The organism is Paenibacillus sp. Paensp111, from assembly GCF_059492195.1.
This window is the reverse complement of sequence record NZ_CP168527.1, coordinates 3,873,605-3,900,026: the sequence shown is the minus strand read 5'-3', so window position 1 is coordinate 3,900,026 and position 26,422 is coordinate 3,873,605. Positions and strand designations below refer to the sequence as shown.

Below are 26,422 nucleotides of genomic sequence, written 5' to 3'. Positions count from 1 at the left end.
GAGATTATATTCACAAGAATGAGTCCCGCGCACATAAGGTGCCGCGGGACTTTTTTGTATTAGTTAACCAGCTCTGGAGGTCCGGGCCATCCATATTGGAGTCAAAATCCCAATAATCTGGATTTTATTCTCGGGTATTCTTCACAATCACGCGCACCTGTCCGATAAATAAGATAACTGACTTCAAAAAGGAGAGATTCATACATGCAGCGCGTGAAGAAGCCGTTAGTATGGCTTATGTTGTTGACAATGATTGTTTCTTTGCTACCGGCGGGTTTGACCGGAATAGCAACTGCAGCTACCTCATCGGCGGCTACTTATTTCATTCCGGATTCGAGCGGGATACGCCAGACGGCTTTGCTTACAACTGAGCCAGGAGCTCAGCAAATTAACCGAAGCAATGTATATGCAACCAATAATTCAGCGTTAACGATTGGCGGTACCTTCTCATATGTCGCCAAAGATACGATGAAGGTTAAGGTTGAGCAGCTAGTGTCCGAGCCTGTAGTCGGCGGCGGGGTTCGCTGGGTACCGGATGGCACTCATTTTACCACAAGCTCCGTTACTGCAGATCCCGTGAATCTTCAGAAGTTCTCTGCGAATAACTTGGGACTCTTCGCGGGCTTCAACAAAATTACCTTCACAGGAATGCAGGGAAGCATTGAGCGTTCCGACATTTTCTATGTGCTATATGATAAAGTGCCTTATGTTGATTCCTTGAAGATTTATGGAAGCAGCCAGGGAGCTATTCTTCTGAATGAAGGCACGCAAGTGGTTGTAGACAGTAAGACCGTTACTCTCCAAGGGGTAGCCCAGAACACTAATAAAGTCACCGTTTCCGTAAATGGAGGTACTGCGCTTGTAGCCACAGTTCTTCAGGATGGTACATTCTTCTCTCCAACTCTTAATCTTAAGTCCGGGCAGAATGACCTGAAGGTGTCGATCCAGAACGGATCAGACGCTGTAGCTATAGCACGTACCGTGTACTTCTTTGATAAAACACAGCCATTCACGGATCTGCAAGCAACGGTAGGAACAGAGACACTTCCAATCCTCGATAACAAGCCTACCTTCACGAAGGATACAGGCGTTACAACAGGTATCATTTCTGGACAGGTCCTGGTTCCTTATGTATCTGATGCTTTCAAAGATAAAGCAGTTATTACCGTTAATGGGGGAGGCCAGCTTTCCTTCGATATCCTGAAGGATGATGGCAGTGTCGGTACTGCGAGTGATGAGAAGATCATTCCAGGTCCGGATGGAATTACTCCAGCCTATCGTCTGGTTAAGTTCAGAACCAATGTTCCTTATAATCTTCAGACTGACTCAGGTTCTCCGGCACAAGTGCTGACAGAGCAGAAGGCTACAGTCGCCGTAACTTACGGTACGCTTACTGCAGCTTATCCAGCTACATTCCGCTACTTGCCTGGTGACACCGTGATTACGGACATGAAGTATCTGGAGAAGTTTAAAGTAGGAGATGACATCACCAAGGCGACTAAACTGCCGCTGAATGGGGCCAATGTAGATGCTCAGGATTTCTACATCCTGGTGGAATCGAATACTACACCTACCCAAACACTAGTAGCTAATTATTTGCCGCTGGGAACCAAACAGGTTACCTTGACGAAAGCTACGGTAGCAGGACTGGCAGCGAATCAAGAGGTCTACCAGGTAACTGGCTTCTCAAATGGACAGCAGAAGGTTCGTTTCCAATATAATGGATCCAGCTCTTGGTATAACGCGGACATCTCCTATGTGTCCAAGAACTACATCTATATCGATAACCTGACAGATGGGCAGACATTCGAATTCGATTCCCGTACAACGAACAAACTTCCGATCAGTGGTAAGTATATTGGCTTTGAGAATATCTCAAATGCGGAGTACTTTGTGAACGGGATTGCGGGTACAACGCTTAATTCCGGTGCTGCTACTGGCACCGATGGAGCAGATACTTTACTCGGAGTGAACAGCTCGAATGTTTCTTTTGCGCTGGATCTGAACATCACGGCTTCAGGACCTCTCTTCTACGGAGATAACAAAATTGTCTTCTCAGGAACGTCCATGGATGGAGCGGGGAATAAGCGGGTAGTTACCAAGGAACTGCATATCTACATTATTGACAAAAATATCTCCAAAATCGACGCGTTTCTTCCGAACGCCGCCTTGGATACACGCACACCGTTCACCAAGGATGTTGCTGGAGATAACGATATTACCAACATTTTTGCACCATCCCCTGAGTTTGTGTATGCAGATGGTAAATATACTACAACTCAGCAGAAATACGATTTGGTGCTTAGAGGCAGCGGAGCAACTGTACTGAACCTGAACCTGGGAACGGACTTATTCTTTAGCTCCACAACAGATAGTCTTCTGGGTGATCCTAAAGTATTGAAAGCACCGGGAACGTTCTCTTACAAAGGTACTACTTACACTTACGATTTCTCGGGAAATAAGGATGACTTCATCCTTCGTATTCGTAATATTGCCTTTGATGCTCCAGGCAGCCATGTGTACAACCTGGAGATGATTAATGCTACAGGAGCACGTGCGAACCAGCGTCTTGAGGTTGTGCGTGAAGTTTCGCCTTATCGCATTCTTGCTCCACAGCCAACGGTTGGCAAGCAGTACATTGTGAACAAGAACTTTGTTCATTTTGATATTGAAGCAGAAGGTGCAACCAAGGTCATTATTGGTAAGGATGAAGCAACCAAGCGTCCTGACCTTGGAACAGGGAACCGTTTCTTGTATGACTATGTAGGACTGAAGCCGGATAAAGCAACAACGATCAAGATTCAAATCGTACGCAGCGGTGCTACCATTAACGATACAATTACAGTGTATTACACAGGTACAGTCGCAGTGGATTCTCAGTTCATGGCTGAGAAGGTAGCCACAAAGTACAGTGTGTTTAACAAGTCATTAGACCTTTCTTTCCCTAAAGGAACTGTCATGAAGACTGCTAACCCAGATGGGAACAGTGTGACGAAATTCTATCCGAACACCAAATTGCTGTTTGGTATCGCTGATCCAAAGGACGGCGTCGTAGAACGCCGCAATGACTATGGCAACCTGCTCGGGATTCCGAACACAGGTGTTGTAAGTGGATTTCCTAGCGTAGCGCTCGACGATCTACTGCTGCTTAAATTCACATCCAATGCTAATACAAGCAACTTCAGCCGTGTATCCGATATTTTCTGGATAAGCGGAGGTGTAGGTGAGAAAGGTGACCTGGGAACCTCCGGCTACAAGCCGGCGACGAATGGTCTTGCTCCTTACTCACTGGAAGGCCAATTCACCAAGTTTGAAGCTGAACGCAAGATTGTGCCTTCTAACCGCGGTACGATGAAGATTGGCTTTAATAAGAACATTGTAGACGAAGTAGGTTCTACGATTACTGCTTTCCGTTATACCGATCAAGGGGTATGGGAGAACATTGGCGGAGAAGTAGACATGAAATCTCACACCATCTCCGTACCATTTGATGAGTTCGGTTATTACACAGTCATGAAGCTTCGCCTTGGTTATAACGATATTACGAATCACCCGTGGGCGCGTAACTACCTGAATGGCCTCTACGCCAAAGGAATCATGAACAACCTGCGCTCAGATGCCTTCGGTGCCGATGACCGCACCACACGTGGTGAATTCGCCACTCTGATTGTTAAGGGGCTCAACCTGCCGCTGAATTATGATAACAATCAACAAACGTTCTTCGATATCAAACCAACGGTCAAAGCGCCTACCTGGGACTTTGAACATCTGGAGACAGCCGCAAGAGCCGGTATTGTAACAGGGCTCAGCGATGGATTCTTCGGTCCGGATCAGCCTTTGACCAGAGAGCAAGCTGCAGTTATGATTGCAAGAGCCTTGAAGCTGAAGACAGCTACGAATGACGATAAACTGAAGGCAACCCTTGCCAAAGCATTTACCGACTCAGGAACCATGGATGCTTACTCCATGCCTTCCATTGATGCGGTGAACAAAGCGAAGATCATGAGCGGCAGCCCTCAGACGGTTGCTGGCCAGAAGAAGCCGACTTATGCGTTCAACCCTAAGGGTACACTTACTCGGGCTGAAGCTGGTAAGATCGCCGTTGCGCTGCTTCTGAAGAGCACCAAGATCTTCCCTAAGAACTTAAGCTAGTATGATTCCGATACCCGCTTGTGAGCGTGAGCTTACAGGCGGGTATTCTATTATTGACATTAGTAATACAGGGACAAGATGTAATTACCAATTACATCTTTTTGTATTTATTCAGAGATTAGGATACAATAACAGAGTAATAGACATTTTTTGCAAAAGGGTGAATATGCACATGAAACCGTTATTATCGAAGGCTCAACTGGATTATATGAAAGCAAAGACGAAATTTGAGGATAGAGCGAAAGTTTTGGAGAAGAAAATCGAAGAGACTCAGAAGCTGCAAGAGGTTACGCAAGAGGTTATGGAAGGGCTTGTAGTAGAGACAGGCTTTCATGATGCATTCAACGAGCTCACCGTTGCCGAGAATGCTCTAATTGACTGGTCACATGTGACGATGAAGCACGAGAAGTCTTACAAAGATAACAAGCAGCCGATCGAGAATATGTATGCTAATTTGAATTCCGATCCGCAGATGCGTGCCCGTATTATTGAATTAGCTATGAAAGTAAGGTAATAATTGAACTTTTTTGTACTATATATAGTAGGGAGACATCCACGTATGGATGTCTCTTTTTTTGTGTTTGGGGTGGGTAATATTGGGGTATTGTATTGGAAAAAGATGCTTAATGACTGACATTAAAAGGGATGTTATACTAAATCCCGTAAAGCCCCATTGCTGTAAGAAAGTTGAATTTTAGGATGCGAATACTAAGTGTTAACATTACTTTATTTTTTTTTCGCAACCCGCAACTTTTTGAGATTAGCTGCGTTTAAGATGTAGAACATGAACAACGGTGACCAATTTAGACAATCCAGTATGTTCCTCATAGGGAAAGTTGTCTATTTACTAGAAAAATTATCTTTACGCCTCTAGGGACCCATTGTATAATGTCAAGGTAGGATTAGGTAACTACTCTATTTCTACATGTACCAAAGTTTACAAGTTTCTGTGGCACCGTTCACAGACATAATTTATAGTAATTCGCTCAACTCGGGAAAGGGGGTGTATCGGCTAATGAGTAACACGAGCTATACATTTAAAGAAAACTCTTATATGAAAGATATTCAAGGAGGAGACAAAAAGGTTATGAAGAAAATTTTATCCGTAGCACTCTCTACAGCAATGGCATTCTCCATGTTTGCATCTGTAGCATTCGGTGCTGAATCCCTTACAGCACAGCAACAATTTGATGCTTTGAAAACTAAAGGTATCCTTAACGGTTATCCAGATGGATCTGCTCACCTTGAGAAGACTATCACTCGTGCAGAGCTTGCTAAAGTAATTGTTAAGACTCTTGGTCTTAAAGAAGTTACTGGCGTATTCTCTTACAAAGATAAGAACTACAACGCTAAGAACTGGGCTGCTTCTTACATCGAAGCTGTATCCGCTGCAGGTATCATGCAAGGTAAAGACACTGCTAAGAAAATCTTCGACTTTAACGGCAACGTTACAGCTGAAGAATTGGCAACTGTCTTGGTTCGTGCAATGAAACTTGAAGTTCCTACTACTGGCATTGACAACGGTGCATCTGCATGGGCTAAAGGTTATGTCCAAGCAGCAATCAACGCTGGCCTTCTTGACAAGTCCACTAACTTCCAAGCGGCAGCAACTCGCTCCCAAGTGGTTGTAGCAGCTTATGCAATCGACCAAAAAGTTAACATCACTGTAACTTCCGCTAAAGTTGTTGACCCAACTCACGTTGAAGTAACTTTCTCTGACAACGCAGTTGAGAAGGTAACATTGTCAACTCCGCTTGTAGAAGGTAAAGCTACTGAAATCACTGTTCCTCACAACGGCAAAGACTACAAGTACACTGTTACTTATGTGAACGTTGCTGGTAAAGTTGAAAGTGTTACAGTCAACAACCTGAGAGATATCACAGTTACTTATAACAAACCAGTTAACATTGATAACATCAATACTTCTGTAACTCCAGTAGGTGGATCTTCTGCCGTTCCAACTGCAGCTGCTACCCTTAGTGCAGATGGTAAGACTGTAACTATTACTGCAAATTCCCCGCTGACTCAGAACAACTATTACAGCGTTATCGTATCTGGTGTGAGAGAAGCGGATCTTACTCCGATCAATCCTTACTCCACAACAGTTCAAGCTGTTGATAAAGTAGCTCCAGCGTTCGAAAGCTTCAAAGCCGTAACAAAGGACACTACTACAAGAACATTCACAGCTACTTTCAATGAGTATGTGAACCTTGATATGGTGAAAGTTGGAGACGTAGTAGCTTCTGCAACTTCAACTGATAACAAAACCTTCACTATCACTCTTCCAGCTTCTGCTGACGCTTTGGAAGTAGGCAAATCTTACTCCGTAACTGTTAATGGATTGAGAGACCTTGCTGGTAACTATGCAGCTAATCCAACTAAATTCGACGTATTGATTTCACGTGATGACGTGAAGCCTACTTACACTTTGAAAGGTGTAAATCCTAAGCAATTCGATGTTGTATTCAGCGAAGAAATGGCAAATTCCGTTCCAGCTGATGCCATCATCGTGAAAGACAGCAATGATAACATTCTTTCCCAAAATGGTCTTGCAGTTCGTCAAAGCGACAAAAAGACTTTCCGTGTAACTTTGTTCACATCTCCAATCACTTCTGACAAGAGTTCAGCTGATGTTAAAGTCACTGTTGCTAACTTGACAGACTTGGCAGGTAACGCTGTATCTACAGCAACTAATACTGTAACTCTTGCAAAAGAAACAGTTAAGCCTGCGATTACAGCTGTTCGTTTGCTGCCTGGTACAAACAACAAGCTTGAAGTTACATTCTCTGAGAGAGTAACTGGTATCGACCTCGACGGTTCTGACTTTATTCTTACAAAGTCTAACGGTACTAAAGTTAATGTACTGTCTGCTAACACTTCTGCTACAGATGACAAAGTTATCTTGACTACTGATGTATTGCCTAGCAATGACACTTACAACCTGGCTCTTGTTGTAGGTACTGTAACTGATACTTCCGGTAACACGAACGACGCCCAGGCGCTTAAATTCACTTACAATGGAGTTTCTGCTCCTGCTGTAGCTGCATCTATCGTTACAACTGGAGTTAACTCTGATACAGGACGCAAAGTTACTATTAACTTCAACCAAGCAGATGTAGTATTCGGGATCGACAATGCAACTGGTAACTTCAAAGCAGGTGCTGCCGATAACAAAGCTAATTACACGCTGAATGGCGCTGCACTGCCAGCAGGAACTGTAATCACTAAAGTCAATGCTACTACTGTAAGTAATAACATTGGTGACTCTGTCACTCTGGACTTTACTGGTGTAGCTGCTGCTGATCTTCCATCCGTTCTTAAAAATGGTGGCGATCTGGTTGTAACTGCTTCTAATGTGCAAACAGAAGCTGGTGCAACTATCCCTTACACTAGCGCTCAAATTACAGTTGCCGACAAAACACAACCTACGATCTCTGCTGCTTACCTGCAAAATGGTTCTGCAGCTAACACTTACAAAGTTACAGTTCAATTGAGCGAAGGACTTTCTGCAGTAGACAAAGACGAATTTGCATTGCAAATCGGAAACACACAAGTAGCCTTTGATAATGCTTCGATTGATACTGTGGATTCAAAAGTGATTCTTACAGTAAGCACACAAGCAGCTGATATCTCTACTGCTATCACTGCAGGTACTGCAATCAAGCTTGTTACTTCTAACTCTCCAACAGTTACTAAAGACAAAGCTGCTAACACTCTTACTGCTAACACTACAGGCGTAACTGTAGTAAACTATGCAACAGCTAACTAATCTTTAAAGAAAAGGAGCCCGTAGCAATCGGGCTCTTTTTTTATTGTCATGAGTATGATAAAAGACATTAATATGAGTGACAGTAACTGAGATGTTTCTTAGAAATTGTTAGATACACACTGGATATCAGCTAATAGAAGATTTTATATAAAAAAGGACCTGAGAAATCAGGTTCTTTTTTGTAACGCAAACAGTAATTCAAAATTAATTATTACCTATCAAATACAAAGAGGTTTAATACAGGAACAAAGTCAAAAAGTCCAATAATAGAAACTTTATCCATTTTAAAACGTCTATATGTTATAAACCTAAAATCCCCATAGGAGGAAGATGATTTGAAAAGAATTACATATACATCCACTGTCCTAGGCTTAAGTTTAATCATAGGTAGCTTGGCCACTGGATCTCTGGTTGAAGCCTCATCCATTACACCGACCGCATCTTCTTTTGCCACCTTAACCTCTAACTATCCTTCATCTATAGCTGCCCAAAAGAAGACAACAGCCAAGCCTGCAGTTAAAAAGGCTGCTCCTGTCGTTCATACCATTAATGCTTTGCCAGCGATTAAGCTAAGTGGCAGCAGTTCGGTGCGTCTGTCTGAAGTGAACCTGCTGGCGCAAGATGAAGGAAGTATTGTTACTTATACTCTCAGCTTTAACAATGGAAACTCCAAAAGTTTGGATCTGACGGATTACTGGACCCGAGTTCGTTCGACTGGCGGCTCCGTATATAGTGCGACACTTAAGTCTTCCGATAGCAATAAGAAGAGCGTTGCTCCAGGATCTACAACAACCTTGACCTATATCGTTAAAGTAGGGCGGAACGTTAAAATCAGTGACCTTGCTTTCCAAATTGTGAAGTGGGATTTCAGCCAACCAAACTATGAAAGCAGCCTAGGTGCATTTAAGATACCCTCATCCTATCTGATATCCACACCAGCTGGTCAGTCTAAAACCTTTCGAATTAATGAGGCACCAGTGAAGATGAAGGTAGGCCAAGTCACAAGCTATTTATCAGGCGATTATAATTATGTGGGTGTGAATGTGGATCTGCAGAATATTGGATATAAATTATTTGAGGACCCCAAGGTAAAGATGGTAATTAAGACATCCGGGGGTTCCAGTTACCCATTAACCGCCGATTCTTTGGGGACAGATTATCGAATTCAGCCCCAGGATACGAAGAAATTAAATCTTATGGCTGCTATCCCTAAAAGCATTCCTCTTAAAAATCTGGAGCTTCAAATTATCCAAGATGATGAGACAACGAAATTAAGTCTACCGCTTGCAACTTTACAGTTACCTCAAGCAAAGAATCAATCTATTAAGGTGGAACCATATAAAGAGAAGGTAATTGCACTTCCATCTGGTAAGCTTGGAGCAAGTGTAAAGGGAGTATGGATCAATCAGAGCTTCAATACTAGTGATTTGGCGATTCAATTCTCAGTACGTAACATAGGGAACACTACTGTGACTGTTCCTAAATATGATTTTATTTTGCAGACGTCTAGTGGTTATAAGCTCCCCATCTCAGTTCAAGGAATGGATACTTTAGTACTCAAACCCGAAGAGGAAAGAAATATTAGATTAAATATCTCGGTTCCAACATCAATGGTGGATGAAAAAATGCAGTTGTTTGTTAATATCCCTGATTCCAATGTAGAGGCAACAAAAGATTCAACTGGGAAAGATGGATCCGCCCCCGGTAAGGATAGTATATTTACTTATCCTGTAGGTATCTTTGCTCTTCCCGAAGCAACACAGATGCAGAACACTACAGGAGTAGAACAGTTACTTCAAACTAACACAGGCCTTGTTGGTCTGACACTGTCTAATGTACAGCGTGTGCCTTGGAGTGAGGGAGACTTAATTTCAGCAAAAATTACTGTAAGTAATAAGAGTAACAAGACGGTAGTTCTACCAGAATTGCTCGGACAGTTCACGATTGACTCAGCGAAACTCAACTCTGAGACGAAGTTAGTGAATACACTGGGTGTTAATTTAATAGGAACAAGTAAGTCTACAGATCTCTATGTGGTCTCCAAGATTCCAACAGATCTAGACTTTTCCCAATTACAGATTACTCTTCTCGAAAAATCGGGAGATACTGCATCAGCGGCGACTTCGCCGTGGTTCCAATTTACGAATTTAGGCAGCCTTCCGGAGATAAACACGATCAAGAAAAATACATCTTATCAATTAGTAACTAAAGGCCGTTCAGAAGAGGTGAAGCTTATACGTACCCTGGTATATCCGGGTTCAACTTCAAACATTATCTACTCTGAAATTGAAATTAAAAATCTAGAAGATCATCAAATTGATCTATCTCAGATGGTGGGTTACTATAAGACTCCTAATGGACAAACCTATGGAGCGAAGGCTATTCAATCAGATAGTCCATCAGGCCCCAAAGAAAAGGGTATAATTGCTGTATGGAGTAAAATTCCGAGTACTATAAATCTATCTGACTTGAAGTTAGTTCTGGGTGAAGGAATTACAGATAACAAACTAACACCACTTAAGGGAGAACCTTCTGGATATATTAATGTCAACGCGTTAGAGATTAATCTTGATCAGACAAACAGTATTAAGACTTTACTTAATAATATTATTCTATTCCCCTACACCTTAAATATTTATAAAGTTGATGCGTTCTTGAATGGTTCGAGTACTGTGCGAGTAAATCTGGACTATTATCTTAATAAATCAATGGATTACAATGTCGGAGATTTAGGGCATAAGTTTTTATTAGAACTGACAGACTCCAGCGGACGGACATTTGAGAAAGAAGTTTCGCCAGTAACAGATTTAAAAGTAGGCTCAAATGGTTCGTTGAGTTTCAGTATTGATGATTGGATTTATGACAAAATGAGGTATGGCTCATTTACATTAAGCGTGTTTGATGAGTTCCAGGATCAAAAGATTAAACTTGGAAGCCAGTCATTCATTTATAACACAACTCAGCTTCCTCCACTGGAGGAGCCAAAGAAGAACTGATGCATAGAGTGCTAAGATCCCCCACTTGGGGGATTTTGCTTGTCTCTCCCTAGCAAAACCTCTATCATTAGTAGAGATATGGTATGAAATAAAAGAGTTGGAATAGAACTTCCAAAATGGCAGGAGGCAGCTCATGAAAAGAACATGGAAAATCACGGCGGCAGCCGTTTTAATTGGTGGCGGATTATTGGCAGGCTCACTGCTCAACCTTCAGGCGGAAGGAGCTGGAGTAACCAACCAGCCAGGTACCGCAGATGATCCGGTAGTAACGAAGAGTTATGTGGATCAACAGATTCAAAAGGCACTAAGTGGATCAGCCGGCAGCGGTTCCACGACAACTGCACCAACACCAGGCACCGGAAGCGGAACAGGATCTTCGACAGGAGGATCTGCTGCTAGTGATGGCATTGAAGTTGTTACACTAAAGCCGGGACAGACTCTGATTGCGAAAGCCGGAGCAGAATTCATCGTACGTGCAGGCAAAGCGATTATCTATAGCGCGGATGCTAACGGTGTGGCAGATCTGACAGACGGTAAGGATGTTGCGAATGGAGAACCAGCTGTAAGTAATCATCTGTTATCTTTTCCAAGGGAAGGCCGGGGTATTCAGGTAGCAGACGGACAGAAGATGAGTCTTACTGTCATGGTCAGAGGCGGTTATGTCATAAAATAGCCTGTTAACCAGCAGCGCCATTAATTGCTTCTAATAACAAACATTCGTACGGCTACAAGTCCGCAAAGCAGAGATACTAATCCTGTATACAATTTACTCAGGAGGTGTATTCTAATGGCAAGCAGCAGCAGCAGAAATCGTCAAATCGTTCCGCAAAGTCGTGAAGCCTTAAAGCAAATGAAGTATGAGATCGCAGCCGAGTTCGGTCTGCCGGTCGGCTATGGTGCAGGATCTATGGGTTCGGCAGATACTGAATTTGCCGGGGAGCTTGGAAGCATGGGAAATGGCCATACGACAAGCAGCTGGGGTCACTTGACCTCGCGTGAGAATGGCTCCGTGGGCGGGGAGATTACGAAGCGTTTGGTGGCGCATGCAGAGCGGCATTTTACATTATAAAGAATGTATTCAAATTCATTGCAATTATTAATCGGAAATAAGGAATAATAAGCCTGGTCCCTTGATTGACAGGGGGGTACAAATACGTTAATATGACTTTTGAGGCTTGTACTTCAACCTTTTCCGAGCGGAAAAGGTTCATTTTTTGTGTAGGATCGGTTGGCGATTGCCATACTATCCATATGGGAGGTTGAGAATTCATGTCCATTAAAGGGCGACATTTGTTTACTTCCGAGTCCGTTACCGAAGGACACCCGGACAAGATTTGTGACCAGATCTCTGATGCGGTACTTGACGCATTTCTGGCTAATGACCCTAATGCTCGCGTTGCTTGCGAAGTGTCCGTTGCTACGGGCTTGGTGCTTGTAATTGGTGAGATTAGTACGAGTTCCGAATACGTAGACATCCCGTCTATCGTACGTAAGACCGTCAAGGATATTGGTTATACCCGTGCGAAGTACGGTTTTGACTATAATACCTGTGCAGTGCTGACGTCACTAAATGAACAGTCCGCGGATATCGCCCAAGGCGTGAATGCGGCACTGGAGAACCGCGATCCTGCCCAAGTGGATAAGGAAACGGCTGATATTGGTGCAGGGGACCAAGGTCTGATGTTCGGTTTTGCTACGAACGAGACACCTGAACTTATGCCTCTTCCTATTGCTCTGTCCCACCGTATCGCTCGTCGTCTCTCCGAAGTACGTAAAGACGGCACACTGGACTACCTTCGTCCAGACGGTAAGACTCAAGTTACGATTGAGTATGTGGACGGCAAGCCGACCCGCGTTGATACGATCGTTGTATCCACACAGCATGCTGAAGAAGCAACTTTGGAGCAGATCCAAGCTGACATCAAAGAAAAAGTTATCCTTCCTGTAGTTCCAGCTGAACTGCTGGATGCAGATACTAAATATTTCATCAACCCAACAGGCCGTTTCGTTATCGGTGGACCTCAAGGGGATGCCGGTCTGACTGGACGTAAGATCATTGTAGATACTTATGGCGGTTATGCTCGTCATGGCGGTGGTGCATTCTCCGGTAAGGATCCTACAAAAGTAGACCGTTCCGCAGCCTATGCAGCTCGTTATGTAGCGAAGAACCTTGTTGCCGCAGGTCTTGCTGACAAAGTAGAAATTCAGCTCGCTTACGCGATCGGGGTAGCTACACCAGTATCGATTAATGTCGATACATACGGAACAGGCAAAGTGTCCGAAGAGAAGCTTGTCGAACTCGTAAGCAATAACTTCGACCTTCGTCCTGCCGGAATCATCCGTATGCTTGACCTTCGTCGTCCAATCTACCATCAGACTGCAGCCTACGGTCACTTCGGCCGTACGGATGTGGATCTTCCTTGGGAACGTGTGGACAAGGCTGAGCTCCTCAAAGAGCAAGCGGGTCTGTAAGACAAGGCCAATTACACCATTTAAGTTAAGACGGGTATTCTCCGCGATGTGGAGGATGCCCGTTTTTTTTGTTATAAATAGAACGAACTTAGAAGGACCGCTCTCGGGATGCATTCTCTTTCTTTGGATAATTTTGTAGGAAACTAAAGTTAAAGCGCCTTTTAGCCGAAAATAGATATACGACTGTTCATAGGGTCGTGAGCGGATTATTACATATTTCAAATATATAAGATGGCCTTGAAGGGAGAAGTTGCTAGAGTGAGGAGAAGAATAGCTTTATGGTTGGTGCTGATGATGGGGCTGAATATGGTAGTATCTGTGGCTGCAGCTGCGGCGCCAATTCAGCAGGATCCGACGCTTGTTCCTTCGGTGACCACACCGGTTAACGGGTCGAAGGGGATCGATCCGGCGAAGGTGGGCCTGCAGGTGCAGTTCGACAGGAAGGTGAAGGCAGGGACGGGTACGATCACCGTAACCAAGGACCCAGCCGGGACATCAACAGTTGTCGGAACGATTCCAGTGACGCCAAGTGTGGTAGATGCTTATAGCATGATTCGAAATATCGATACTTCGAGTATTACGTACGCACCTGGCAGCTACTATAGGGTGAGTCTGTCCGGAGGTACCTTTGTGGACGAAGCAGGAAATACTTCAGCGGCCTACTCGTATACCTTCAAGACACTGACCAGCGGCAGTGTGCCGCCGACGGCTACTACATTTTCGCCGGTTAATAATGCTATTGTGAACGGGGCTTCCCAGACACTTAGTGTCACTTTCAGCAAGCCGGTTATCAAAGGAAAGAGCGGCAATATTCTGGTGAAAAAGGCTTCAGACAACACAACGTCGTTGTCTCTGCCTGTCACTTCAACTGAGCTTGTCCTAAGCGGTGGAAACACCGCCACTTTCTCCGTAACGGGACTAACCCAAGGAGAACGCTATTACGTCCTAATTGATCCAGGTGCGTTCGTAGACGACGATGATCAGGCTTTTGCCGGGATTACAAGTGCTCAGGGGTGGGTATTCAATGTGCGGGGTACGGCGGTACAACTGGTCTCCGTAAGTCCAGCCAATCTTACATCCAATGTAGCGGCTAGCAGCAGTCTTAAATTGACCTTCAGCCGTCCGGTCTATCCGGATCATGGTTCAATCAGTATTAAGCCTTCTGGTCAAACGGCGCAGAGTATAGCTCTGACTTCATCCAATGTAACAGGCGGAGGTACCAATACGATTACGGTCACCCCCCAGACTTCCTTGTTACCAGGAGTAAGTTATACCGTAACGGTACCGGTAGGTGCTTTTACGGATAGTGACAAGAATCCATACCCAAGCAGTGCGGACTATAGCTGGGGCTTCACTACGGGTGCACAGGACACAACAGTTCCGGTTCTGCAGAGCACTCAATTGTTTAATAGTACAACGATTCGCTTGCAGTATAACAAGACGCTGGATTCTACGGTGAGTCTTCAGCCCTCAAGTTTCCAGATATACGTAAATGGGGAGTCGCGTCGTATCTCAAGTGCGTATGTGGCCGGGGATTCGGTCCATGTGGTCTTGGAGACAGGAGTCTCGCTCGGTCAAAATATTCGCATCAGCTACTCGGGCAGTGCAGTAAGTCCTATTCAGGACGTCTATCAAAATGCAGCTGCCGCCTTCGCTCTACGTGAGGTAGCGAACGCGGTGGACTCCTCGCTGCCCCAGACAGAGGAAGGGTACGCTAGTGGCAGCACGGTTGTTCTAGCATTCCGTGACAACCTGAATAATGTATCCATTTATGCCGCAAGCCAGTTCTCAGTCAGCTCGGATGGATCCTACCGGGGGATTAGCAGTATTTCACAAAGCGGTAACCGAATCTATCTTAATTTATCCAGCCCGATAGGAAGTGGAGAAGTAGTAAGGGTATCCTATTCACCGGGTTCGTATCCAATTCAGGACTATAGAGGTCAGAAAATTTCGGCATTCAGTAATTTGTTTGTGCGGAATATCAACGATAGTAAGCCGCCTGTATTTACAAAGGCTGAGGGAACTGGCAACACGCTTGTTCTAACTTATAATGAGGCGCTTAAGCCTAATGCGATACCTATGAAAAGCCAGTATTCGGTTCTCGTAAATAATACGCCGGTCTATGTTACTGCCATAGCGGTTAGCGCCAATCAGGTTACCTTGACCTTGGCTTCCTCATTTACCGTAACGCAAAATGTGACGGTCTCTTATGTTCCTTCTGCGGACGGAATTAGCGACCTGAACGGGAACTTGGCGGGGTACCTTAATCAGGAACGCGTAAACTATTATAGTTCTTCAACTGGACAAGGTATTCGCTCTGCTACCATTAAAGGGGATACAGTTACGGTTGTATATAACAGTTCTCTAAGATCCAGTTCGACCTTAATTCCAACCAGCCAGTTCTATGTGATGGCGGATCAGCTTTCCAAGGGCATTCTCTCCGCCGTGCTCGATGGCAGTACACTCACGATTAAGCTAAGTTCACCTGTTACGGCTGGGCAGGTTGTAGATCTGTCTTACGCCCAAGGCAGCACCTTGATTTATGACAGCTCCAACACGTTGATTGCCAGCTTCAGTCGTATGGCTCTGCAAAACCTATCAGATTCAGCCGCTGCTAACAACGGCCTGCCTTTGTACCTATCCCTGCTTCAGTCCAGCGAGTTCGGGAGAGCTGCCTTCGTGATGAATTCAAGTACGGCGGTGAAGTCGAGTGACCGCTCTCGTACGGGACAGGATATTTCCAAGTACACCCTGGATAACAGCAAAGTGTCAGAAGCTTATACTTATCTGGCAGGGTCAAGTCTCGAGCGTACGTTGGCTTTTGAAGTGCCTTCAACTGAGAGAGCGGCAAAGGTAGCTATTCCGCTGCAGCCGCTGTTAGAGGCTTATACCCGCGGTGGGAATCCCTCTTTTGTGGTCCGATATGGGGATGTTATCTATGAAGTGCCGCTCGCTAAAATATCATTTGTCGATATATCTCGGCTAACAGGCGGATCGACACTTTCTTCGACTTATTTAACCGTACAGCTTGAACGGATAGCAAAAACCTCACTCATGGGGCAATCCGTCAGTACGGGAGCCGGGGTATCCTACGTGGCAGTTGAGGATCCGGTTGATGTCTATGTCAGTGTGGTATCTCCAACCGTAGCTCAGGCGCTAACCCTTAACGGCAAACTGATGGTCCGTACAAGCAAAAGTGCGCCGACCGCTCAGACAGCGATGCTGAAATTTGATGCTGCTGCACGAACTGGTTCCTTCATGCCTTCTAAGGCATCTAGATTAGGCAGCTATACCGTATTGACGGCATCCATTCCAGCTAACATGATTGCTGGACCTGCTACGGGGCTTACGCTGTTCTCCGATCTGAACACACACTGGGCACGTAACGAAGTGAACGAACTGGCAAGCAAGCTTATCATCGACGGACGCAGCCCGAATCTCTTCCAGCCCAATCAGAGCATTACCCGCTCTGAGTTCGCCGTATATATAGCTAAGGGACTTGGCCTGACTCCTGACATCTCTTCGGGCAGCAGGTTCCGTGATGTATCTTCATCTTCCTCGGCAGCCGCCTATATCAATGCTGCGGCTAATGCGGGCATCATTACTGGGAATACGGATGGTACATTCCAGCCGGGGAGCCCGATTACCCGGGAGCAAATGGCGATCATGATGGTCCGGGCGCTGAGTTCTGCGGGATACAACGTGATCCTCGGCACCACACCGTCGCAGACGCTGAGATTGTTCAAAGACAGCAAGAAGATTTCTTCCCAGGACTTGGTTGCCAAGGCTTATCAAGAGGGGATCATTCAGGGGACAAGCACAACAACCTTCGAACCCAAAGGCAACGCCACACGGGCTCAAGCCGCAGTTATGCTGAAGCGGGTCCTAACTAAGCTTGGGTATTTATAAAAGTTAAAGCGTGATTCAACTACAGATGGACTTTATATCTCTTTTTAAAGGTAGTCTATCTAACCATGCAAATAAACGTATTAATTTGAGGGCGCCTTGTTGATTTACATAACTAGGCGTCCTTGTTCTGTATACATAGTTGAACTGAATTGTGTGAGGAACACAAGTTAACTAGGAAGCATTGTCCTATGATTAGTCAAAGAAAAATACCTTATCTGATTAGTCTTAATCCCCTACTCCCCCGCTACCAATTCCCTTTAATTCAATAAAATAACAAAATCATGGAAGAAAATACAACTAGAGAAAATTCGCTATATTTCGTAACTTTTCCGCTTTTTTAAAGTCTATTAATAGGATGAGAGAGTACTATGACTAGATTTTGAGAAGAAGATGGGAGAGTAGCTTAAATATTATGACTGATAGAAATCAAGAAAAGCGTGCCGGGTTCGTCGTCAGCAGAGGAAAGCGTCTAGCTATAGTTACTTTAGCCGGGCTGATCTGGATTCAGCCTGTATTAAGTCTGGGACCGCTCTCGGTTCCAACTGGAAGTGCTTATGCAGCAGCAAGCCCGGTAGTGAAGCTGGGGGAAGAGATCATTACATCGGGCGCGAAGCTGGCCCATTATCAATATGCCGTTAATCGTTCGGGATCTACCGTCAAAGTACTGGCGGACGTAATTCAGGTCGATCTGACTAATCCTTATGTCAAGCTGGATGTCATGACCGGTAAAGGAGGACAGGTAACTACCCGTCAATCCGTACAGGGTATGGCCAAGGAGACCGGCGCCGTAGCAGGAGTCAATGCCGACTTTTTCAATGTGAACGGCCAGGGCGTTCCTATGGGAGCCTCTATCTCGGATGGGACCATGATTACAAGTCCGTCTGAGCTGCAGGGGATGTATGCTTTTGCGGTAAGTAAGAGCGGAACGCCGACGATTGATGAGTATACCTTTGATGGCAGTATCCGTGCGCAAGACGGAACGACCTTCCCGCTGGCCGGGATCAACAAGGAAGCTTACCGTACAGAGCCGGATAAAGGCTACAGTCATGTCAACGCGCTGTATATATATACAAGTGCCTGGAAGTCCACAGACCGGCCAAAAGACAGCTCAACGACGCCAACCGAGGTGCTCGTTCAGAACAATGTCGTACAGCAGATCTCGCAGGGTGCGGCTATTCCGGGTGAGGTTCCTGAGGGAGCGTATATTCTGCGTGCCCATGGCACCGCAGCAGCTTATATTACTTCACACTTGGCCGTGGGGCAGAGAGTGGATGCCAATTATCAGCTGCGCTCTGTCACAACCGGCAATACGCTCGACCCGAACGCACAGAAGATGATGGTCGGCGGTCACACATTGCTGGTAAGTAACGGTAAGGCAGCAGCCTTTACCCGTTCTACCACTTCAATCAGCGGCAGCAGCCCGGTTGCCCGTACAGCAGTAGGATATTCCAAGGATGGACATACCGCCTATATTATTACGGCTCAGAAGAACGGGAACAGCAGCGGCATGAAGCTAAGCGAGCTTCAGGGCTTCATGACCAGCATTGGCGTGTGGAAAGGCCTCGACCTTGATGGTGGAGGTTCAACGACCATGGTCAATCGTCCGCTCGCCGAGACCGAGGTGGGTCTGACCTTCGGGACCTCGAATGGAGGAACGACCCAGCGTCTGGTGGCGAGTGGTCTGGGTGTATACAGCGAGGCTCCTCAAGGCACTTTGAAAGGCCTTAAGGTTAGCGGCGCAAGCTCGCTCCTGATCGGTCAGGAAGCGGCCTACAAGCTGAAGGGCTATGATACGTATTACAATCCGGTGGATGCATCCGGGATTCAGGCAAGCTGGAAGTCAAGCACTGGCAGCCTGGTCTGGACAGGCCAGAGCTTCAAGGCAGCGAAATCTGGAACAGCGGAGATTACGGCAGTCAGCGGATCAGCCAAGACCAGCATGAAGGTGAATGTACTGGGTGGAGCGGACTTGAACGGCCTTACAGCCAGCACGCAATCTTTGCCTCTTGCAGCAGGAACTTCGGCTGATATCTCGGTAACTGCTGAGCTGAAGAACGGCAGCTCGGTAAAAGTCCCTGCTGAAGCACTCAAATGGGAATTCATTGGTGTAAGCGGCAGCGCGAGTAACGGCACGATCACTGTGCAATCGGTCAAGCCGGGTGCGCAGGTAGGTTATGCCATCGCCAGATACGACGGCTTTAGTACTATGATCGTCCTCAGCCAGGCGGGGCAGCAGACGTGGGAGAACTTTGAGAACGTGTCTTATCCGGTTGCCTTCACAGGACTACCGGTAGAAGCGAAAGGCAAGGCACAGGTGGTACAGGGCACAGGGGATCATGCAGGCTCCAAAGTGCTTCAGCTCGATTATGATCTGACCGGAGGAACAGGGAACAAGTACGCTTATGCTCAGCTAAACGGAACAACTGGCAAAAGTGTTCCAGCAAATCCGACCTCGATGTCGATTGATGTGATGGGAGACTCCAGCCTGAACTGGGCACGCGCCGAATTCGAAGTTGGCGGCAAGTCAGTCTATGTAGATTTGGCGCGGCAGGTTGACTGGACAGGCTGGAAGACCCTGAATATTGACCTGACTTCCTCAGGACTCGGTTCATCGGCCAAGCTGAAGCGGGTGTATGTGGTGAACCTGGCTGACGGGCAGGACGAACGTGCGCTTACAGGCAGTGTGGCTTTTGACAATATCGGGTTCTCGGTACCGGATCTCGGCGGAAGCACAAATATGAAGAGTACGACGGTGGTCATGACGGTAGGTCAGAAGACTATCTCCACTGGCGGGAAGAAGATCACCGTGGATGTGGCTCCGGTCGTTAAGGGCGATGTCACTTATGTGCCGATTCGGTATGTGCTCGATTACTTCGGAGGACAGGCCAATTGGGATGCTTCGAGTCAGCGAATTAGCGTGCTTCGGGGTGGAACCTTGATGGATTTAACCCTTGGCAGCAAAGACATTATTATTAATGGAAAAAGAAAGCAGGTTGCCGTTTCCCCGATTTTGATTAATAATAGGACCTTGGTCCCACTACGTTTGGTATCCGAACAGCTAGGTATAGCTGTAAAATGGGAACAGAAAACGAAGTCGATCACCCTCCAATCATGATATGATAGGTTTGACATATACCCGGAAGAAAGAAATGGAGAATTGCCCAAGTGGATTTTCAAGCCGACGCGATCGACCGCGTTATAAAGAACGCTATCAACGTGATGGAGAACAGCAAGCATCAGATGTTCGAGATTCTCGATTCAGCCCGTCAGGAGCTGAAGACGCTTAATAATGAAGTGCAGCTGGTCATGAAGGAGACCGCCGAGACGGTGGAGAAGGTTGACCAGCTTGAACTGAATTATCGCCGCTCACGAATCCGGCTGACTGAAGTCAGCCGGGATTTTGTGCGGTACAAGGAAGAGGATATCAAACAGGCGTATGAGGTGGCCACTCAGCTTCAGCTGGATCTTATGATTTATCGTGAGAAAGAGATGTACCTGAAAGCTCGGAGGGACGAGCTTCAGAAAAGGGCAAGGAATGTGGAGAAGTCGGTAGAACGTGCCGAGACCATCGGCAGCCAAATGGGGGTTGTTCTGGAGTATCTGTCCGGGGAGCTTGGACAAGTTACCCGGATTCTTGAATCTGCGAAGAACCGTCAAATCATCGGCTTGAAGATCATTTTGGCTCAAGAGGAAGAAAGAAAAAGAATTTCAAGAGAAATTCACGATGGTCCTGCCCAGCTTCTCGCCAATCTAGTTCTTAGGACGGAAATTGTGGAAAGGATGCTTGTGAAGCAGGAATTTAAGATGGTCCAGGACGAAATAGTAGACTTGAAGGGTCAGGTTCGTGCCAGCCTGGAAGAGATGCGCAAAGTTATTTTCAATCTCCGGCCTATGGCACTTGACGACCTTGGACTGATTCCGACTCTCCGTAAATACGTTCATGACTATGAAGAAAAATCGAAAATTCGTGCAACTTTCGAGACCAGAGGGAAAGAGCAGCGCCTGTCTTCCGCCATGGAAGCAGCCATTTTCCGGTTGGTGCAGGAAGCCCTCACCAATGCGGCAAAGCATGCTTACCCTACGTTTGTTGGGGTGGAGATCACTTACCAGGCTCAAATGATCAAAATTGTGGTACAGGATAATGGTCTTGGATTTCGAGTGGAATCCCTGGAGCAAAAGACCAAGGAGCATTCTCATTTCGGGCTGATCGGCATGCGCGAGCGTGTTGAACTGCTGGAAGGAAGAATGGAGATTGAATCCGCCGAGAACCAGGGTACCAAAATCATCATTCATATCCCGACTAACGTAGAGAAGAGAAAGGAGCAATAGGATGGATAACCTAATTTATACTAGCAAACGACCAATCAAAGTTCTCTTAGCTGACGATCACCAACTGTTTCGGGAGGGCCTCAAGCGGATTCTGAACATGGAAGAAGATATTGAGGTTGTAGGCGAGTGCAGTGACGGCACCCAGGTGTTGGATTGCTGCCAGCGTTTTAATCCTGAAATTGTATTGATGGATATTAATATGCCGCTTCTTAACGGGGTGGATGCTACTGAGAAGCTTCGCGCCTCTCTACCGGAGATTAAAGTTATCATTCTCTCTATTCATGATGATGAGAGTTATGTATTTGAAACCCTTCGCAAAGGGGCGACAGGCTACCTGTTGAAGGATATGGAGGCTGAATCGCTGATTAATGCGATCCGTTCTGTAGCCGAAGGCCATGCCTTTATCCATCCTAAAGTAACGGGCAAGCTGATTCACCAGCTTCGCCGGATGGAATACTTGAACGAGACTGGAGCCATTGCTGAGGACGGTGCGATCCGTGAAGCCGGCGTGAAATTTGTAGCAGGCGATGATAATCCGCTAACCCGCCGTGAGGCTGAGGTGCTGAGATTAATGGCCGAAGGACGCAGCAACAAGATGATTGGGGAATTCCTCTTCATCAGTGAGAAAACGGTTAAGAACCATGTCAGCAGCATTCTGCAGAAGATGGAAGTGGACGACCGGACTCAGGCTGTTATTAATGCAATCAAGTATGGATGGGTAACCCTCTAATACATACCTGCATCTAAGAGCTTGATTTAGCAGAGTTGCATTATGAGGCATATGAATTTTTGTGGATTTATATAAGTCAGCCTACGTCCTCCTCCCGGTTCAAGGGGAACTGGGGGTAATAGCCGGATTGTCCGGGGAACTGGGCATTTGCTCAGCATTACGTGGAACCGACAGCCTTATGGCGGCATATATTGTCGCTATAAGGAGGTGAGCAGGGTGGTTCCTGTGTGGATCTTTTTGTGTTATGGTCTAGCCGCAGTGCTGGTGCATCTTATGCATAAAATGTATGTCTCTGGTCGGGCTGGAGCGCCCGGTCGGGAGCATTATATTCTGGTAACCCGCAATCATGGGCAGCAAATGGAGTGGTATCTTCGGGCGATCTCCTGGTATGCCCGGCTAAGAGGAAGGGACTGCCGGATAACGGTATTTGACGAAGGGTCGGAAGATGACACCTTGGCCATAACCCAGCGAATCAAGAATTCAGGTGAACTGGAGCTCTCGGTGTATGGCTTATCCGGAATACAAGGTGAAGACGATATGAGGCGGCAGGCAGCTCAGGTTGAGGGTGAGACTGCACTTCTTATTGATCTAAGAGTGCCTATGGAGGCGGCCAAAATTCCATATGTCCATGTTTAAACGTTTCCAAAAGCGCTGGCCCCTGAAAGGGCAAGCTCCGTTATATGATAATTCAGTGTGAAGCACACTCATGAGGCTGCGGCCCGGAGTGTGCTTTTTTGTGTGCGGAGAAAGGGAGGCGTTCCTCTTATTTAAGCGGGCAGGGTCCAGAGAATGAGCTTTTAGCCAACGTTTTATATAGATGTAACTTAGGGATAAGGGGGGAAGAAGATGAAAGCTTCACTGTATATGGTTCGTAGACAGAGAGGATGGGAGTGCTACATTAGTCTAGATATCGAGACTGATCTGCTATGGTGGACATTTAGAAGAGATAGTGATGCTGAGTGTCTGCTGCTACTTGCACGTGAACTCTCCTTGGGGAAGGCTGTATCATTACGTGACGATATGGAGTGTAATTCAGAGATGGATAGATATGGGCCTGCAGAGTGGATTGCTTGTCTCAAGCGAATGGAGACGAGAGTGAAAGGGAGGGGAGCGGGAGGAAGGGGAAAGTCAGTATTCAGTACGAGGAGGGACAGAGGTGCAGATAGAAGCTGGACTCCAGGAAGTGACGGAATCCAGCCCATTTGGCTGTGGATGAAGGATCAGGGCTACAGTCCCGCCGGAAGGATCCTGTGCCAGCGGGGAGATTCTATCTCCATGAGGGAATGGAGCCATGATCTAAAAGACGCCGGGCAGTTCGCCCAGGCGCTGCAAGGGCGCTCGCTGCTCGTGCCTGAGCTGAAGCAGCTGCTTATGAGCCGCCTGCCGCAGCTCGCAGGCGGCTGGCAGAGAGCCGCGCAGCTGGCGCATCTGCTTGGCGAAGTGCAGCTTACGGCCGGCGTTGCTCCGGCCGTAAGCCGCAGCCTGCTGCGCCGCGGGCAGCCCCCGCGCTGCCGCCGCTGCGGAAGCGCCGCACTCGCCGAGGCGCCTTGCGCCTCGTGCGGCAGTGAGGCCTGCGCCTACTGCGAGGCCTGCCTCGCGCTCGGGCGCAGCCGGGCCTGCGCGCTGTTGCTGCGCGGCGCGCAGGTAGAAGCCGCGGGCATCCGCGCGGCCGGAGGAACAGCCCCCACCGGTGCCCAGCTGGACCGGTGGGGGCTTAGCCCCGCGCAGCGCGAGGCGGCTTCCGCCGCGCTGCGGTTCTTGGCCGAGCGGCCTGCCGGAGGCGGCTGCTCAGTCGGGCGGCGCCATGGCGCAGGAGCGCCGCCGAGGTCAAGCCTACTCAGAACGGCAACGGTACTAAGCCGTCGTATACATGAGGTTCCTGCAGCTATGGCAGGGGCAGCTGAACCAGCGGACAGCCGTCAGGCGAAGGAGCAGCACCAGGCGAAGGAGCGGTCGCAGACTAATGAGCGGCTGGCGGTCAGCAGGCCGCCGCAGTTCCTGCTCTGGGCCGTGACCGGCGCAGGCAAGACGGAGATGATCTTTCCGCTGCTGCGCTATATGCTGGATCAGGGCGGACGCGCTTTGGTCGCTACGCCTAGAAGAGATGTGGTGCTTGAATTGGCGCCGCGGATCGCCAAGGCGTTCCCGGATGAGCCCGTAGCTGTGCTTTATGGAGGAAGTACGGATAGGTGGGAGGCGAGCCGTCTGGTACTGGCGACAACTCATCAGCTGCTGCGCTACCATGAAGCATTTGATCTCGTCATTATCGACGAGCTGGATGCCTTCCCGTACCATAATGATCCCATGCTGGCCTTCGGCGCAGAGAACAGCTGTAAGCCGGATGGAAGCTTCATCTTCTTGTCGGCAACACCGCCACGGCTGCTGCAGCGTGCAGCTGCTTCGGGAAGATTGCCGCACGCCAAGGTACCTGCGCGCTACCATGGTCATCCCCTCCCGGTTCCCCGCCACGTGGAGACGGAACCGGTTGAGCGCTGCTTAAGCAGAAGGCGCCTGCCCTTGCAGCTCGTTAAAGCACTCAGACAGTCCGTGGCCCGCGGTGCCCAGGTGTTTGTTTTTGTCTCGCGCATTCGTCAAATTGAACCGTTGACAGCTATATTACAAGCCGCCCTCGGCAGCGGGATCCCGGTGGACGGGACGTCTTCCCAGGATGTAGGCCGGGCGGACAAGGTTCTAGCCTTCCGCTCGGGCCAGATTCGTGTACTGTTGACTACGACTATTCTGGAGCGGGGCGTCACGGTTCCGCGAAGTGATGTATTTATTCTTGACGCGGACAGCGGACTCTTCGATGAAGCCTCGCTTGTACAGATGGCTGGCAGGGCGGGAAGATCCAAGGAGGACCCGGATGGAAGTGTCATCTTTGCCTCCCCGCAGTGGACGTCCTCCCAGCGAGGGGCTATACATCAGATCAAGGCAATGAATCGATTAGCAAAGCGCAGCGGTTATCTGAAACCGAGGACGAAGGAGGGGCTGTCATGAACCTCAGTCGTCTCTTGTCTCCGCTGCATCAGCTTCTTGCCCCGAAGGGTCAGATCTGCCTGGCGTGCGGGAGACCTATGCAGACTGGGAATCGGCAGTACACCGAAGTGTGCCGGACCTGTGCGGCGGAGATCCCTTGGATATGCCATCCGCGCTGTCCGGTATGCGGGCGTCATATCGGCTGTCCGGACTGTACCCGTCCTGGAGTGGCGAGAAGGCCCTTCATCCTGAATCGCAGCGCAGTAGCTTACGATTCGAGGATGCGCGAGTGGCTCGCGCAGTATAAATACCGCGGCCGCGAAGCTTATGCCCCTGTGCTGGCCCGAATGATGGGCCAAGCCTACAAGATACTGGCGTCGGAGATGGTATCTGCCCAGGGAATGGGCAGGGACTGGAGAATCGACGCTGTGACCTATGTGCCGCTAAGCAGCCAGAGGCTGGCTGAACGCGGATTCAACCAGGCGGAGCTGCTCGGTTCAGGCGCAGCCGCCGCGGCACGGGTACCGCTCATCGACCTGCTCGAGCGTACGCGTGATACGGAGAAGATGAGCCTCAAGGGAAGGGGGCAGAGGCTTCATAGTATGCAAGGCGTATTCCGTACGCTGCCGCAGATGGAAGACCTTGCATTGTCCATATTACATAGGAGAAGGAACCGGGAGTCAACACAACAGGACTCTCTGCTCAGACTTCTGCTGGTGGACGATATTTATACGACGGGAAGTACAGTTGGATATTGCTCGGAAGCTCTTCTGACCACCTGCCGTGAGGCGGGAATAACTGCAGAAATTTACTGCCTGACCTGGGCGAGATCATGAGCCAAGGCGATGTATCCTCGCGAAAGCCCCTGAATATTCAGGAGAAGGCCAATATGATCATACCTGTGATGAGTTCCATTCGCAGCGCAGATAACTTACATCGTTGAAGACGTATCTTAAATCAAATCCTCCGTCGTAATAAAAAATTAGAAGAACACACGCAAACTGAACATGAGTGTGGGATTTGTGCTCATGCTGCGCACCTTTTTAAAATTGAGTAGGAATTGAAGAGATTATCATTAATTATTAGATG

At 47.7% G+C, this 26,422-nt stretch carries 14 protein-coding genes; all 14 read left to right on the top strand.

Annotated features, from left to right (window positions below):
• Window positions 1-204 precede the first annotated feature (204 nt).
• The 14 genes from ACEN86_RS18330 (at window position 205) to ACEN86_RS18265 (ending at window position 26,169) form a co-directional block, all read left to right on the top strand.
• Window positions 205-4,152 (top strand): S-layer homology domain-containing protein, encoded by a 3,948-nt coding sequence (locus ACEN86_RS18330; protein ID WP_495631919.1) that lies wholly within the window; start codon window positions 205-207, stop codon window positions 4,150-4,152.
• 172 nt (window positions 4,153-4,324) lie between these two features.
• Window positions 4,325-4,666 carry a hypothetical protein gene (locus ACEN86_RS18325; protein ID WP_495631918.1) on the top strand — a complete coding sequence of 114 codons (342 nt, stop codon included), beginning with the start codon at window positions 4,325-4,327 and terminating at the stop codon, window positions 4,664-4,666.
• Window positions 4,667-5,167: 501 nt separating this feature from the next.
• Window positions 5,168-7,921 (top strand): Ig-like domain-containing domain, encoded by a 2,754-nt coding sequence (locus ACEN86_RS18320; protein WP_495631917.1) that lies wholly within the window; start codon window positions 5,168-5,170, stop codon window positions 7,919-7,921.
• Between the two features lie 335 nt (window positions 7,922-8,256).
• Entirely contained in the window at window positions 8,257-10,917 is a 2,661-nt protein-coding gene (locus tag ACEN86_RS18315; RefSeq protein WP_495631916.1) for a hypothetical protein, read from the top strand.
• Between the two features lie 133 nt (window positions 10,918-11,050).
• Window positions 11,051-11,590 (top strand): hypothetical protein, encoded by a 540-nt coding sequence (locus ACEN86_RS18310; protein ID WP_495631915.1) that lies wholly within the window; start codon window positions 11,051-11,053, stop codon window positions 11,588-11,590.
• 114 nt (window positions 11,591-11,704) lie between these two features.
• The gene (locus ACEN86_RS18305; protein WP_495631914.1) at window positions 11,705-11,986 is read left to right on the top strand and encodes an alpha/beta-type small acid-soluble spore protein; all 282 of its coding nucleotides are present in this window, start codon (window positions 11,705-11,707) and stop codon (window positions 11,984-11,986) included.
• Window positions 11,987-12,186: 200 nt separating this feature from the next.
• Complete coding sequence (gene metK, locus ACEN86_RS18300) at window positions 12,187-13,389, top strand: methionine adenosyltransferase (RefSeq protein ID WP_433944340.1); 1,203 nt, start codon at window positions 12,187-12,189, stop codon at window positions 13,387-13,389.
• Window positions 13,390-13,647: 258 nt separating this feature from the next.
• Window positions 13,648-17,298 carry an S-layer homology domain-containing protein gene (locus tag ACEN86_RS18295; RefSeq protein ID WP_495631913.1) on the top strand — a complete coding sequence of 1,217 codons (3,651 nt, stop codon included), beginning with the start codon at window positions 13,648-13,650 and terminating at the stop codon, window positions 17,296-17,298.
• A gap of 412 nt (window positions 17,299-17,710) precedes the next feature.
• Window positions 17,711-20,413 carry a stalk domain-containing protein gene (locus ACEN86_RS18290; RefSeq protein ID WP_495631912.1) on the top strand — a complete coding sequence of 901 codons (2,703 nt, stop codon included), beginning with the start codon at window positions 17,711-17,713 and terminating at the stop codon, window positions 20,411-20,413.
• Between the two features lie 50 nt (window positions 20,414-20,463).
• Entirely contained in the window at window positions 20,464-21,627 is a 1,164-nt protein-coding gene (locus ACEN86_RS18285) for a sensor histidine kinase (RefSeq protein ID WP_127198399.1), read from the top strand.
• A 1-nt stretch (window position 21,628) separates the two neighbouring features.
• Window positions 21,629-22,357, top strand: coding sequence for a response regulator (locus ACEN86_RS18280; RefSeq protein ID WP_127198398.1), 729 nt, complete (start codon window positions 21,629-21,631; stop codon window positions 22,355-22,357).
• Between the two features lie 216 nt (window positions 22,358-22,573).
• Window positions 22,574-22,993 carry a hypothetical protein gene (locus ACEN86_RS18275; RefSeq protein WP_495631911.1) on the top strand — a complete coding sequence of 140 codons (420 nt, stop codon included), beginning with the start codon at window positions 22,574-22,576 and terminating at the stop codon, window positions 22,991-22,993.
• A 210-nt stretch (window positions 22,994-23,203) separates the two neighbouring features.
• On the top strand, window positions 23,204-25,354 hold the full coding sequence (locus ACEN86_RS18270) for an ATP-dependent helicase ComFA (RefSeq protein WP_495631910.1): 2,151 nt from the start codon (window positions 23,204-23,206) through the stop codon (window positions 25,352-25,354).
• Window positions 25,351-26,169, top strand: a complete 819-nt coding sequence (locus ACEN86_RS18265) for a ComFC family protein (protein ID WP_495631909.1) — start codon at window positions 25,351-25,353, stop codon at window positions 26,167-26,169. Before ACEN86_RS18270 ends, ACEN86_RS18265 begins: the two co-directional genes overlap by 4 nt.
• Window positions 26,170-26,422 lie beyond the last annotated feature (253 nt).